Here is a 12,745-nt window from a genome sequence, read left to right as displayed (position 1 = left end):
CCCGCGCAGGCGGCGCCCAGCCTCCCGCCCGCGCCCCGCGCCGCCGCCGCGCCGCGCCCCCCGGCGATCAAGCACAAGGTCAGTCCCCGGGCCGCCCAGCCGCCCATCCTGCCCAATGAGGTGGACCGCGTCGTGGCCCAGACGCTGGGCCCCAAGACCCTGGCGCGCTACTTCTATATGGAACCGCTGGCACGCCGCTTCGTCGCCAGCGTCGACAAGCTGGGTGAGCGCACGCCGGCCACTTCGCAGTGGCTGCTGAAGCCGGCCCGCGGCGAGCTGCTGCTGGCCAAGAGCCGGCGGGCACAGGACGGCCAGCCGATCGCCGCGGCCAACAGCCAGCGCTATGCCGACTTCGTGCGCTGGTTCGAGCGCACCGACAACGCCCGCCTGCTCTCGCTCTACGCCCGCCTGTATCCGCTGCTGCAGCAGACCTATGTGGAGCTTGGCCATCCACAGGGCTATTTCAACGACCGGCTGATCGAGGTCATCGACCTGATGCTGGCCACGCCGCTGCGCAAGAGCGCGCTCAGGGTCAAGCCCGCCAGCGCCGAGACCCTGGCGGCCGCCGCGCAGTCCGCCACACCGCAGCAGCCGCGCTACGAGTTCAGCGATCCCGCGCTGGAGTCGCTGGCCACCGGCCAGAAGATGCTGCTGCGCGCCGGCCCTCAGCAGGCCGAGCGCATCAAGACCAAGCTGCGCGCGCTGCGCAGCGGGCTGCTCAAGCTGGGGCGCTAGCCTCCCAGGNTTCAGCGATCCCGCGCTGGAGTCGCTGGCCACCGGCCAGAAGATGCTGCTGCGCGCCGGCCCTCAGCAGGCCGAGCGCATCAAGACCAAGCTGCGCGCGCTGCGCAGCGGGCTGCTCAAGCTGGGGCGCTAGCCTCCCAGGTAAGCCAGAAGTTCCCGAGGTAACAGGGCGTGAGATGTCATGCCCGGCGTGGCCCTGCGCCACGAGAATCGCGCCGCCCTGCGCAGGGCATGAAACAACAACAGCGATCAAACCGAGAGAGGAACCCGAGCATGTACCACCCGATATTCACCCGCGCGGCCCTGGGCGCCGCGCTGCTGTGCGCCGGCCAGGCCCAGGCCCACGGCTATCTGAGCCAGCCCGAGGCCCGCGGCCTGCTGTGCAAGAGCGGCGCCAACAGCCAGTGCGGCGCCGTGCAGTGGGAGCCGCAAAGCCTGGAGGGCCCCAGCGGCTATCCAGCGCGCGGCCCGGCCGACGGCACGATTGCCGCAGCCGGCCTGGCCCAGTTCGCCCCGCTCAACGAGCAGAGCGCCAGCCGCTGGGCCAAGCGCCCGATCAGCGCCGGCCCGCAGACCTTCAGCTGGACCTTCACCGCCAACCACGTCACGCGCAACTTCCGCTACTACCTGACCCGGCCCGACTGGAACCCCAACCAGCGCCTGAGCCGCGCCAGCTTCGAGGAGCAGCCCTTTTGCCAGCATGACGGCGGCATGCGCCAGCCGCCCAAGGTGCTCAACCACAGCTGCCAGCTGCCGGCGCGCCGCGGCTACCAGCTGCTGCTGGCGGTCTGGGAGGTGGGCGACACGCCGATGAGCTTCTACAACGTCGCCGACCTGATGTTCCAGGACGGCGGCACGCCCACGCCGATCAGCTGGGCCGTCAAGGGCACGCTCTACCCCTCGGTGGACCTGTCCGCCGGCGACAGCGTCTCGACCCGGGTGTTCGACGAGCGCGGCGAGCGCGCCGATCTGAAGACCCGGCTGCGCATCGCCAGCACGGCCGAGGGCCAGCGCGACAGCTGGCCCTATCTGCTGGCCGGCCGCATCAATGCCGAGCAGACCCTGCTGCGCGCCGGCCAACGCGGCGCCGACGGTGCCATCCACCCGGTGCCCGGCCGCAACGAGGTCTTCGCGAGCCAGGCCAGCGGCCTGCAGCGCGTCGAGCTGCAGATCGACAAGGCGCCGCCGCCGGCCACGGCCGATCTGCTGGTGGGCGGCCTGCCCGCCAGCCTGGCCCTGGTCAACGGCCAGGCCACGCTGAGTTTCACGGTCACGGCGGTCGGCGAGATGGACATCAGCGCCACCCTGCTGGACCATGGCGGCCAGGCCAGGGGCGTGGCCCATGCCAGCCTCAACAACAGCGGCCAGCAGCTGCGCATCGTGCTGAGCCAGGCCAGCCCCGGCCACCACCAGCTGGTGCTCAAGGGCCAGGTCAAGGGCAGCGGCGAGCTGCTGCAAAAAACCCTGGACCTGATGCTGACGGCCGGCGGCGACACGCCGGGCGTGCAGCGCTTCCCCGAGGGCCTGCGCGGCTACCAGGCCGGCACCCGGGTGCTGCAGCCCAAGACCGGCGCCGTCTACGAGTGCCGGCCCTGGCCCAACAGCGGCTATTGCAGCCAGTGGAGCCCCAGCGCCACCCACTACGAGCCCGGCGTCGGCAGCCATTGGCGCGAGGCCTGGCTGCAACGCTGAGCGCACGCTGGCGCGGCCAGGGCTTGGCAGGGCCGCGTCCATCGCGCACCATGCGGCGCATGAACATGCCTCGTCTCAAGGCCCTGGCCCTGCTGCTGGTCCTGCTGCTGGTCCTGCTGCTGCAAGCCTGCAGCACGGTCAAGCTGGCCTACAACCAGGCGCCCACGCTGCTGTACTGGCGCCTGGACAGCTATCTGGACTTCAACGACGAACAGGCGCCGCAAGTGCGCGAAAGCCTTCAACGCCTGCAGCTGCGGCATCGGCGCGAGCAGCTGCCGCGCTATGCCGAGTTGCTGCAGCGCGTGCGGCCCCTGCTGGCCGAGCCGATCACGGCCGAGCAGGCCTGCGCCATCGTCGAGCAGGGGCGCAGCCTGCTGGGCGAGCTGGCCGAGCCGGCGCTGGACACGCTGGCGTGGCTGGCCGGCGATCTGAGCGCCGAGCAGCTCAGGCATCTGGAGCGCAAGCAGAGCACCGCCAATCTCGAGTGGAAGCAGAAGTGGGTGGACATTCCGGCCGAGCAACTGGCGAGCCTGCGCTACGAACAGGTGCTGTCGCGCAGCGAGATGCTGTACGGCAGCCTGGACGAGGCGCAGAAGAACGCGATCCGCGCCGGGCTGGCGTCGGCGGTGTTCGATCCGCAGCGCAGCTATGCCGAGCGGCTGCGCCGCCAGCAGGATCTGCTGCAGCAGCTGCGCCGCATCAAGACCGAGCAGCTCGCCCCCGAGCCGGCGCGCGCACTGCTGCGGGCCTGGCTGCAGCGCGTGATGATCTCGCCCGACCCGGCCTACCAGCGCTACCAGCAGGCGCAGATCCGCGAGGGCTGCAACACCTTCGCACGGCTGCACAGCGCCACGACACCGGCCCAGCGGGCCCGGGCGCAGCAGACGCTGAAGAGCTACGAAGACGACTTCCGGCAGCTGGCCGCAGCAGCCTGAGACGGCCGCATGAGCCCTGTTTGGGGCTCGCCGAATCGACGCCGCTTCCGTATGCTCGCGCCAGCAGGTCAACAGGGAGCATGCAGATGGCCACTCGCCCCGGCTACAACAGCGCACAGCTGGCAATCGAACTCGACGGCAAGGTCGCCGGCCCGGTGCAAAGCCTGCAAATGCCCGCCTACCGGCTCGAACCGGTGGTCGCACCGATAGGCCCGGACCGCCGACCGGCGCTGGGCAATAACACCCATATCGAGCCGATGCAGGCCGAGTTCGAACCGCTGCAGGCGCCGGCCCTGCTCGATTGGGCGCTCTCACTGCCCGAGCACAGGCCCGCCGAGTTGGCCGGCGCCGCACTGGTGCTGGACCAGAACGGCAAGCTGCAGCGCCGGGTCGAATGGCGCGAGGGCCTGCTGACCGAGCTGCGGCTGCCCATGCTGGACGCCGCATCCAAGCAGCGCTTTGGCATCGGCATCAGCTGGCAGCCCGGCAGCGTGGTCTATGCGAAGCCGGACGGCTCGGCCAGGCTGCCCGCCAGTCCGCGCGGCAAGGGGCCGACGCTGGCCAACTTCCGCGTCTCGGGCCTGCCCTTCGACGCCAGCTTCATCACCCGCGTCGGGTTGCCGACGGTGACGAGCAAGATAGCCGAGGACGGCTTCGGCAGTTTTCGCCCTCCCCGTCCCAGCTATAAGCGCATCGATCTGGGCGAGCTGACCCTGGAGTTCTCGGCGCGCTCGCGCGACGCGGTGCTGGCCTGGGTGCAGAAGATCATCGACGACGGCCGCATCCTCGAGGAGGAGTATCTGGACATCGTCATCGACCTGCTCGATGCGGCGATGAAGAAGGTGCTGCTGAGCCTGCGCCTGTCGGGCTGCGGCCTGCTGGCCTATGAGGAAGCCCGGCTGGAGAGCATGGCCGACCAAGCAGCGACCGTGACGCTGCGCCTGAGCATCAGCGAGCTGCAGCTCAAGCTCGGCAGCTGAGCCGGCGGTTCAGCCCAGACACTGCCCGCTGCGCCGCTCGGTGGCCGGCAGGGCCAGGCCGGGCAGTTCCAGCGCATAGTGCAGCGACAGCAGCTGCCAGCCTTCCGGGCCGAGCTGCCACTGCATGCTGTTGACACCGCTGTAGTCGGGCCGGGCCTGGGCCGGATCGCGGCGGGTCTCGACCACGCTATAGACCTGGGCATGGGCGCCATAGCGGCGCTGCTCGCGGTGGATCTCGCACTCATGCATGGCCGGCCCCGGCCGGGGTTTCAGCAGGGCCAGAAACTGCGGCGCCGACCAGGCGCGCGTCTCGGTGCTGGCGGCGCGCAGGGTCTGGCCGAACACCATGGCCTGCGGATGCAGCAAGGCGCTCATGCGAGCGACATCGGCGCCCTGGTCCACACCGTGGCCGAAAGCGCGCCACAGCGCGCCGACCTGGGCGTCCAGCGCCGCCTGGCTGTGGGCCTGCGCGGCCGGGCCCAGCGCGGCCAGCACCGCCGGCCAGCTGACCCGGTACATCTGGGCCAGGGCCGGGGCGCCGCCGGCCAGCGGCCGGGTCGAGGCGAACAGCAGCCACTGGCCGTCGGCGCTGACCGAGGGGGTGAACTCGAAATCGGGCCCGTTGATCGGCGCCGGCAGGCGCAGCGCCGGGCCGAAGCCGGCGCCGACCCGCTCGGCCAGGTAGAGATCGCCACCCGCGCTGCCGGCGCGGCGGCTCCACCACAGCGCATGACGGCCGTCCGGCGTCAGGCTGAAGTCGCTGTTGAGTTCGCCCTCGTTGATCGGCGCCGGCAGGGCCACGGGCGCGGCGCTGCCGGACTCGACCGCATACACACTCAGCTTGGCCGGCCCGCCGGCGCGGTAGGAGGCGAAGTACAGGCGCTCGCCATAGCGCTCCGGGCCTAGCTCATAGGCCGGGCTCTGCCAGGCCTCGGCCAGCCGGGTCGGCGGGCCGGCCCAGCGGCCATCGACCAGGGAGACCTCGTACAGATCGAGCTGGCCCAGCGCAGCGCCGGCGCCTTGCGTCGGCCGGTCCGAGACAAAGCTCAGGGTCTTGCCGTCGGCGCTCAGATGGGGGTCGGAGTCGCGCCAGCGCGGGTCGGCAAAAGGCAGGGGCTCGGCGGCCCGCCAGCGCTCCCCGTCGCGCTTTTGGGTGTAGATCTGCGAGTCCTTGAAGCCGGCGGCCGAGCGGGCGAACACGCGGGTGTCGCCGCGCTCCTGCAGGTTGTAGGCCTGCAGTCCGCTGCTGCCCAGATCGCCCAGATCGATGATCTCGACGCTCAGCGTCTGGGCCTGCGCGCCGGCCAGCGCCAGCCAGGAGGACAACACAAGGAAGGCGTAGCGTGACATCGGGATGATCGGAGAGTGGGCCAGCGCGCGATGCTAGCCAGGGCCGCAGGCTCGGCCGGCGCCATCCGACCAAGCCCGGCCGGCGCCGGACGAAGTGGGCTATCGCACCGACGAAAGCGTCTTGGCCGTCGCCGCCGACGTGGCCAGGCAGCCCAGCCCCGCCAGCGTGGCCTCCACCGCCTGGTCCAGCGGCGTGTGCGGCTCATGGCCCAGCACCGCGAGCAGTCGGGCGTTGCTCATGCGCACCGGTTCCCACCACAGATAGCGCATCTCGCGCAGCTCGCGCAGGAAGCCGACGAAGGGGGTGGCCAGCGCGACCAGCCACCAGGGGAAGGCACGCAGCCGGGGTGCGGCGCCGCCATGCCGGACCACCGCCGCGCGGATCGCTTCGCCCATCTGCCGGCCGTCGCCGTCCCAGTGGCCGGCCATATGGAAGCTGGCGAACGCCGGCAACTCGGCGCGGCGCTGCAGCAGCTCGACCAGGGTCGCCGCGACATCGGGCACATAAGACCATTGGTGACCGACACCCGCTGCTCCCGGCAGACTGACGGTCGTGACCGTACGGCCTGGCTTGACCAGCCCCTGCGCGAACCAGCTGTTGCCGACCCTGGGACCGAAGAAATCGCCGGCCCGCACGATGATGACGCGACAAGGACCACCCTCGGCAGCCGCCTGCAGCCGCCGCTCCAGCTCGACACGGATCGCGCCCTTGCGCGTCTCGGGCCGCTGCGGCGCATCCTCGGCCAGCGTGGAGGAAAAGGCATCAGGGCCGTAGTTGTAGACCGTGCCCGGCAGCACGATGGTGGCGCCCTGGGCCTGGGCGGCGGCGATGGTGTTGTCCAGCATCGGCAGCACCAGCTCGGCCCAGCGGCGGTAACCGGGCGGATTGACCGCATGGACGATCACCGCGCAGCCCTGCGCGGCGGCCATCACGTCCTCGCGCTTCATCGCATCGCCGCGCAGCCACGTGATGCCATCGCGCTGCTCAGTGGCCTGGGCCGCACCGCGCTGCAGCGCCCGCACCTGCCAGCCCCGGTTGCGCAGCTGGCGTGCGACCTCGCCGCCGATGCCACCGCTGGCACCCAGCACCAGCACCGTGTTGTCGTTCCTGCTCTTTGCCATGTCCATCTCCTGAAAACCTGTTGCGATGGCCGCAGTCTCGGCGGCCCGGCGCTTTAATGGAATTAGCGAACACAAGCGAGCGGCTATACATTTATGTATGGATCAAGAGATTGGCTGGGAGCTTTACCGGACTTATCTGAGCGTGCTGCAGCAGGGCTCGCTGTCGGGCGCGGCACGGGCGCTGGGCATCGCCCTGCCCACCGTCGGCCGGCACGTCGAGGCGCTGGAAAAAGCCCTGGGTCTGCCGCTGTTCACCCGCTCGCAGCTGGGCCTGCAGCCCACCGAGGCCGCGCTGGCGCTGCGGCCCCATGCCGAGGCGATGAGCAGCCATGCGGCGGCGCTGCAGCGCGCGGCGGCCAGCCAGGGGGTGGAAGGCGGCATCCAGGGCACGGTGCGCATCACGGCCAGCGAGGTGATGGGCGTCGAGGTGCTGCCGCCGATACTGGCGCGGCTGCAGGCCCAGCACCCGGCGCTGACCATCGAGCTGCTGCTGAGCAACCAGCTGCAGGATCTGCTGCAGCGCGAGGCCGATATCGCGGTGCGCATGACCGCGCCGCAGCAGGCCCAGCTGATCGCGCGCCGGGTCGCCCCGGTGGAGCTGGGCCTGCATGCCCATCCGCGCTATCTGGACGCCCAGGGCACACCGGGCTCGCTGGCCGAGCTGGCCCGGCACCGGCTGATCGGTTTCGATGTCGAGACGCCCTTTGTGCGCGCGGCCCGCAAAAGCATCGGCATTCCCTGGCAGCGCGAGGCCTTCCGGCTGCGCAGCGACAACGATCTGGCCCAGCTGGCGCTGATACGGGCCGGTGCCGGCATCGGCATCTGTCAGGTGGCACTGGCCCGACGCGAGCCGGCGCTGCAGCGGGTGCTGCCCGATCAGCTGTCTTTTGTGCTGGAGACCTGGGTCGCGATGCACGAGGACCTGCGCGCGAGCCCGGCCTGCAAGCTCACCTTCGAGGCGCTATGCCAGGGCCTGGCGCCGCCTGCGCAATCTCCTGCGCCGCCGCAGTGAGCAGCTCGCGCAGCCAGCGCTGGCCGGGGTCCAGCTCGTGGCGCGCATGCCAGACCTGGCCGATCGCGATGCCGACCAGCTCGAAGGGCAGCTCGCGGCTGGCCAGCTGGGGCGAGAAGCCGGCGGCCGGCACAAAGCTGCTGGGCAGCACGGTCAGCAGATCGCTCTGGCGCACCGTCAGGCCGGCGGTGAAATAGCTGTTGACCGTCATCACGACCTCGCGCTCGCGGCCGATCAGGGCCAGCGCGTCGTCGACAAAGCCGCGCGCGCGGCCGGCGAAGCTGACGCGCAGATGCTGGGCCTGGCAATAGGCGTCCAGGGTCAGCGCGCCCGGCGCGGCCAGCGGGTGGTCCCCGCGCATCACGCAGAGGTACTCGGTCGCATACAGCGGCGCCAGCCGTATCAGCTCGGCCTCGCCCTGGGCCGCCAGCAGGCCCGGCAGCTCGGGGAAGAAACCGACCGCCACATCGGCCCGCCCCTGCTCCAGCATCTCGCGCGGGTCGCGCGAGGTCAGCGGCACGATGCGCAGCGCCACCCGGATGCCCTCGCGCTGGAAGCGCTTGGCCAGGGCCGGCACGAACAGCGCGGCCGTCGCGTCGGCCATCGCCAAGGTGAAGGCGCTGCCCGGCTCGCGGGGGTCGAAGGCCTGGGGTTCGAAGGCGCGCTGCAGATGGCCCAGCGCGGTGCGCACGATGGGCCAGAGCACCTCGGCATGCTCGGTCGGCACCATGCCCGAGGAGGTCGGGATGAACAGCTCCTCGTTGGTGGCCTCGCGCAGGCGGCGCAGCGCATTGCTGACCGCCGGCTGGGTGATGGCCAGCCGGGCGGCGGCCCGGGTCACATTGCGCTCTTCCATCACCACATCGAATACCCGCAACAGGTTCAGATCGAGGGTGCGGAAGTTCAGGGGGCGTGGATTCGACATGTCCGGATGCTAAATCCATCACGGGCCATTCGCGCCAGTGATACCGCGATTCGGATTCGCAATTGGCGGCCTCTACGTAAAAACCGCAATATTCGCTCCATGGATACGGAGCGCTTGTGCTCCCTCCATACGCAAGAAGGGAAACACCATGTCCACCACCAGCCTCAACCTGCCGCTTCATGTGATGCCGTCCGACGTCGCCCGCGCCCACAGCGCCCAGGCTTCCGGTGCCCGCCTGATCGCGGCCGGATCGGCGGTGTGGCGCTTCCTGAGCGCCATCGGCGAAGCCCGCGGTCGCCAGACCATCGAAGAGCTGATCAAGAGCACCGAGATCACCCGCCCCGAGCTGTCGGCCGCGCTGCGCCGCGCCAACAACGGCAACTGGTCCTGAAGCCTCAGCGGCTCCCGCCCTGCAGCACGTGGTCCAGCAGGGCCGTGCTGCAGGCCTGCACGGATGCCGCCTCGGTGTCCAGCATCAGGGCCGGTGTGTCGGGCGCCTCATAGGGCGCCGAGATGCCGGTGAACTGGGCGATCTGGCCGCTATTGGCCTTTTTGTAGAGGCCCTTCACATCGCGGGCCTGGCAGACTGCCAACGGGCAGCGGACAAAGACCTCGACAAAGTACGGCGCGCCGCCGATATCGCGCACCATCGCGCGATCGCTGCGCAGCGGCGAGATGAAGGCGGCGATCACCAGCTGCCCCTGCTCCAGCAGCAGCCGACTCAGCTCGGCCGCGCGCCTGAGATTCTCGCGGCGCCCCTGCGGAGAAAAGTCCAGATCGGCGCACAGCCCCTGGCGCAGCCGATCACCATCGAGCAGCACGCTGGGCCGGCCGGCCTCGCGCAACTGCTGCTGCAAGGCCTGGGCCAGAGTGGACTTGCCCGCACCAGACAGGCCGGTCAGCCAAACCAGTCGGGCGTTCAGCGGCGAGGGCAGACTCATCGCTCCCCCATCGATTCGGCCAGGGTCTTGCGCAGCGGCTTGAGCAGATAGTCCATCAGCGAGCGGTCGCCGGTGCGGATGTCCACCTGGGCTGTCATGCCCGGCAGCATCTCCAGCGCCCGGCCGGTGCTGCTGCGCAGCGGCAGCTGCTCCGGTCGGATGCGCACCCGGTAGAAGGTCTCGACGCCACGGCTGCTCTCTTCCTTCAGGCTGTCCGCGCTGACATAGGCGACCCGGCCGGCCACCGTGCCATAGACCGTGTAGTCGAAGGCGTCGAAGCGGACGCTGGCCGCCAGGCCGGACTGGACCCGGGCGATGTCGGCCGTGCTGACCTTGGCCTCGATCAGCAGATCGTCGTCGATCGGGATGATCTGCATCAGCTCCTCGCCGGCGCGCAGCACGCCGCCCACCGTGGTCACGCGGATATTCTTCACGATGCCCGGCACGGCAGCGGTGAACACGCTGTCCTGCCGTTCCTGGCGGCGCCGGTTCAGCACCTGGCTCACCTGGGCCATCTCGTCCTCGGCCTTGGCCAGGTCCACCCGCGCGTCCTCGAGAAACTTGTTACGGCGGTTGATCAGCCGGGCCTCGGCCTCATTGAGGTTGCGCTGCACCCGGATCAGATCGCTGCCGCTGGCATCGCCGTCCTTGTGCAATTGCTCGATCAGATCCAGCTCGCGCCGGGCCAGTTGCACCGCAACCGACAGGGTGCGCAACTCCTCGCCCAGCCCGGCCATGCGCTGCACAAACAGCGCACGCTCGACCCTCGCAGTCTCGGGCGCCCGGGTCGGCAGCTCGGCGTCGAAGTCCGGCGCGCGGGCGCCGGTGACCTCGGCGCGCAGCCGCGCCGCCTTGGCGCGCAGCCCGTACAGCCGCGCCTCGGTCTCACCCACCGAGGCACCCAGGCGGCTCGGGTCCAGCCGGGCCAGCACCTGGCCCGCCACCACCTTGTCGCCCTCCTTGACCAGCAAGGCCTCGACCACGCCACCGTCCACCGCCTGGATCAGTTGCACCCGGCTGCTGGCGATCACCTCGCCGCGCGCCTGCGCCACCTCGTCGACCCTGAACACCGTGGCCCAGACCAGAAAGCCCAACACGGCCAGCAGGGCAGCGATGATCAGGCCACCGGCGCCTCGCCGGTGATAGTTCTCCAGCTTCTGCTGCTGGCTCTGCCCCTCAAACCACATCAAGCTCTCCTCCACGCCGGATCGGCCGCAGCTGTGCGCCGGCCGGTGCCAGCAAGCGCGGCAGGACGGCTGACGGCGGCCCGTCGGCCTCGATGGCGCCTTGCTTCATCACCAACACCCGGGTCGCCAGCGAGGCTGCCTGCATGGGCCGGTGCGTGGCGACGACCAGAATGTCCTCGGGCCGCAGCAGACGCTGCAGCTGGGCCCACACGGCCGCCTCGCTCTGAGCGTCCAGCGCGGCGGTGGGCTCGTCCAGCAGCCAGATGCGTGGCCGAACCAGCATCACCCGCGCCAGGGCCACCAGCTGGCGCTGGCCGCCCGACAAGCCCTCGCCGCCCTCACTGATCGGCAACTCCATGCCCAGCGGGCTGGCAGCGGCCATGCGGTCCAGACCCAGCTCGCGGCACAGCGTCAGCAGCTCGGCATCGCCGGCCGCACCGGCCAGGCTCAGATTGCTCAGCAAGCTGCCCTTGAACAGCTGGGGGGTCTGCGGCAGATAGCCCAGCACGCCGGCCAGCACCTGGGGATCGAGCTCCCACAGATCGGCGTCGCCCAGGCGCACCCGACCCTCGCTGGGCCGGTAGATGCCGGCCAGCACCTTCAGCAAGGTGGACTTGCCGCAGCCGTTAGGGCCGACCAGCAGCACCCGCTCGCCGGCCTGCAGGCGCAGCGCACTGGGCTGCAGTTGGCGCTGCGGCGAGTCCGCATAGGCAAAACCGGCCTGCTCCAGCTGCAGCGAAGGGCGCTCCAGGGCCGGCGCCAGCAGGCGGGCATCGGGCCGGCGCTCGGTGCGCAGCGCCAGCACCTGATGCACCAGCTTGAGCGACTGGGCCACCGACTGCCACTGGCTCAGATACTGCACCGCATGGGCGATCGGCGCGATCACCCGGCCGCCCAGCAGGCTGCAGGCGATCAGGCCGCCCATGCTGAGCCGGCCCGCTTCGATCTGCCAGACCCCGACGACCACGGCCGCCACATAAGCCAGGGTCGAGAGGCTCGCCGTGGCGATGGCACTGCCGCTGCTGATGGCTTTTTGCCGGATGTTGTAGCCGTCGATCGCGGCGGTGATGGCCTGCCACTCCTGCGCAAAGCGCCAGCCCGCATGGCTGGCGCGTATGGTCTCGGCGCCGCGGATGGTGTCCACCAGCAGGCCTTGGCGCTCGTGGCCGCGCTGCAGCTGCAGGCGCATCAGCTCGCGCAAGCGCAGCTGGGTCACCCAGCCCAGCAGCAGGGCCAGCGGCAGCAGCGCCGCATAGACCCAGCCGACATGGCCGCCGACCACGGCGATGAAGCCCATGAACAGCAGCACGAAAGGCAGGTCGGCCAGCGCGAAGACGATGCCCGAGGTGAAGAACTGCCGCACCGCGTCGAGCCCGCCGATCTGGGCCGCCAACGTGCCCAGGCTGCGCGGCTGCTGATCCAGCTGCAGGCTCAGCACATGCTCGAACACCTGCTGCGACACCTGCTTGTCGACCGCGCAGGACAGGCTGTCGATGATGCGCGAGCGCAGATTCTTCAGCAGCCAGTCCAGCGCGATCACCAGCAGCATGCCCACCACCAGCGTGGTCAGCGTCGCATACGCCAGGGTCGGCACGACCCGGTCATAGACCTGCATCGCGAAGATCGAGGTGGCCACCGCCAGCAGATTGACCAGCACGGTGGCCACCACCACCTTGAACAGCCAGCGCTTGTCGCACATCAGCGCCTGCCAGACCAGGCGGGCGGCCAGATTGCCCGCCAGCGGCGCCCTGCCCTCGGCCGCGCGAGCCGCTGCGGCCTCGACCCGCAGCCACAGCACCGGCGCGTCGGCTGGCAGCGCGTCGGCCACGCCCGCATCGGCGCCCTGGCCATCGAGCA

The 12,745-nt window shown here is 70.5% G+C and carries 12 protein-coding genes and 1 pseudogene; 7 read left to right on the top strand and 6 right to left on the bottom strand.

Going from position 1 to position 12,745, the window contains the following annotated elements; genetic code table 11:
• The 5 genes and pseudogenes from PO768_RS22465 to PO768_RS22445 all read left to right on the top strand — a co-directional run.
• On the top strand, positions 1-735 hold a 735-nt coding region (locus PO768_RS22465; protein WP_272647829.1), incomplete at its 5' end, for a DUF3014 domain-containing protein.
• Between the two features lie 22 nt (positions 736-757).
• Positions 758-877: pseudogene (locus tag PO768_RS22460) on the top strand (DUF3014 domain-containing protein); the annotation flags it as partial.
• 140 nt (positions 878-1,017) lie between these two features.
• On the top strand, positions 1,018-2,436 hold the full coding sequence (gbpA, locus tag PO768_RS22455) for an N-acetylglucosamine-binding protein GbpA (protein ID WP_272647828.1): 1,419 nt from the start codon (positions 1,018-1,020) through the stop codon (positions 2,434-2,436).
• 59 nt (positions 2,437-2,495) lie between these two features.
• Positions 2,496-3,371, top strand: a complete 876-nt coding sequence (locus PO768_RS22450; RefSeq protein ID WP_272647827.1) for a DUF6279 family lipoprotein — start codon at positions 2,496-2,498, stop codon at positions 3,369-3,371.
• A gap of 86 nt (positions 3,372-3,457) precedes the next feature.
• Entirely contained in the window at positions 3,458-4,351 is an 894-nt protein-coding gene (locus PO768_RS22445) for a hypothetical protein (protein ID WP_262970568.1), read from the top strand.
• Between the two features lie 9 nt (positions 4,352-4,360).
• On the opposite strand, the gene PO768_RS22440 is transcribed toward PO768_RS22445, so the two are convergent.
• Both PO768_RS22440 and PO768_RS22435 read right to left on the bottom strand, forming a co-directional pair.
• On the bottom strand, positions 4,361-5,701 hold the full coding sequence (locus PO768_RS22440; RefSeq protein WP_272647826.1) for a hypothetical protein: 1,341 nt from the start codon (positions 5,699-5,701) through the stop codon (positions 4,361-4,363).
• Between the two features lie 99 nt (positions 5,702-5,800).
• Positions 5,801-6,823 carry an NAD-dependent epimerase/dehydratase family protein gene (locus PO768_RS22435; RefSeq protein ID WP_272647825.1) on the bottom strand — a complete coding sequence of 341 codons (1,023 nt, stop codon included), beginning with the start codon at positions 6,821-6,823 and terminating at the stop codon, positions 5,801-5,803.
• Between the two features lie 97 nt (positions 6,824-6,920).
• On the opposite strand from PO768_RS22435, the gene PO768_RS22430 reads away from it, so the two are divergent.
• Complete coding sequence (locus PO768_RS22430; RefSeq protein WP_272647824.1) at positions 6,921-7,835, top strand: LysR family transcriptional regulator; 915 nt, start codon at positions 6,921-6,923, stop codon at positions 7,833-7,835.
• On the opposite strand, the gene PO768_RS22425 is transcribed toward PO768_RS22430, so the two are convergent.
• A complete protein-coding gene (locus PO768_RS22425) occupies positions 7,771-8,760 on the bottom strand; it encodes a LysR family transcriptional regulator (RefSeq protein WP_272647823.1) in 990 nt (329 codons plus the stop codon). The two genes, PO768_RS22430 and PO768_RS22425, sit on opposite strands and share 65 nt — an antisense overlap.
• 148 nt (positions 8,761-8,908) lie before the next feature.
• On the opposite strand from PO768_RS22425, the gene PO768_RS22420 reads away from it, so the two are divergent.
• Positions 8,909-9,151 (top strand): hypothetical protein, encoded by a 243-nt coding sequence (locus PO768_RS22420; RefSeq protein ID WP_137942129.1) that lies wholly within the window; start codon positions 8,909-8,911, stop codon positions 9,149-9,151.
• A gap of 4 nt (positions 9,152-9,155) precedes the next feature.
• Here PO768_RS22420 and cysC read toward each other — a convergent pair whose 3' ends face one another.
• The 3 genes from cysC to PO768_RS22405 all read right to left on the bottom strand — a co-directional run.
• Positions 9,156-9,701 carry an adenylyl-sulfate kinase gene (gene cysC / locus PO768_RS22415; protein WP_272647822.1) on the bottom strand — a complete coding sequence of 182 codons (546 nt, stop codon included), beginning with the start codon at positions 9,699-9,701 and terminating at the stop codon, positions 9,156-9,158.
• Complete coding sequence (locus PO768_RS22410; protein WP_272647821.1) at positions 9,698-10,888, bottom strand: HlyD family type I secretion periplasmic adaptor subunit; 1,191 nt, start codon at positions 10,886-10,888, stop codon at positions 9,698-9,700. Before PO768_RS22410 ends, cysC begins: the two co-directional genes overlap by 4 nt.
• On the bottom strand, positions 10,878-12,745 hold a 1,868-nt coding region (locus PO768_RS22405), incomplete at its 5' end, for an ATP-binding cassette domain-containing protein (protein WP_272647820.1). The genes PO768_RS22410 and PO768_RS22405, both read right to left, overlap by 11 nt.

Origin of the sequence: Paucibacter sp. XJ19-41 (assembly GCF_028462495.1) — a bacterium.
Taxonomy (GTDB): Bacteria; Pseudomonadota; Gammaproteobacteria; order Burkholderiales; family Burkholderiaceae_C; genus Roseateles_E.
Note: the sequence above shows the minus strand (reverse complement) of the source record. Positions and strands in the feature narration are given on the sequence as shown.

Coding starts and splice junctions, on each gene's coding strand:
- PO768_RS22450 (WP_272647827.1), top strand. CDS start 2,496: ATGAACATGCCTCGTCTCAAGGCCCTGGCCCTGCTGCTGGTCCTGCTG.
- PO768_RS22445 (WP_262970568.1), top strand. CDS start 3,458: ATGGCCACTCGCCCCGGCTACAACAGCGCACAGCTGGCAATCGAACTC.
- PO768_RS22425 (WP_272647823.1), bottom strand. CDS start 8,760: ATGTCGAATCCACGCCCCCTGAACTTCCGCACCCTCGATCTGAACCTG.
- PO768_RS22430 (WP_272647824.1), top strand. CDS start 6,921: ATGGATCAAGAGATTGGCTGGGAGCTTTACCGGACTTATCTGAGCGTG.
- PO768_RS22410 (WP_272647821.1), bottom strand. CDS start 10,888: ATGTGGTTTGAGGGGCAGAGCCAGCAGCAGAAGCTGGAGAACTATCAC.
- PO768_RS22420 (WP_137942129.1), top strand. CDS start 8,909: ATGTCCACCACCAGCCTCAACCTGCCGCTTCATGTGATGCCGTCCGAC.
- PO768_RS22440 (WP_272647826.1), bottom strand. CDS start 5,701: ATGTCACGCTACGCCTTCCTTGTGTTGTCCTCCTGGCTGGCGCTGGCC.
- PO768_RS22435 (WP_272647825.1), bottom strand. CDS start 6,823: ATGGCAAAGAGCAGGAACGACAACACGGTGCTGGTGCTGGGTGCCAGC.
- cysC (WP_272647822.1), bottom strand. CDS start 9,701: ATGAGTCTGCCCTCGCCGCTGAACGCCCGACTGGTTTGGCTGACCGGC.
- gbpA (WP_272647828.1), top strand. CDS start 1,018: ATGTACCACCCGATATTCACCCGCGCGGCCCTGGGCGCCGCGCTGCTG.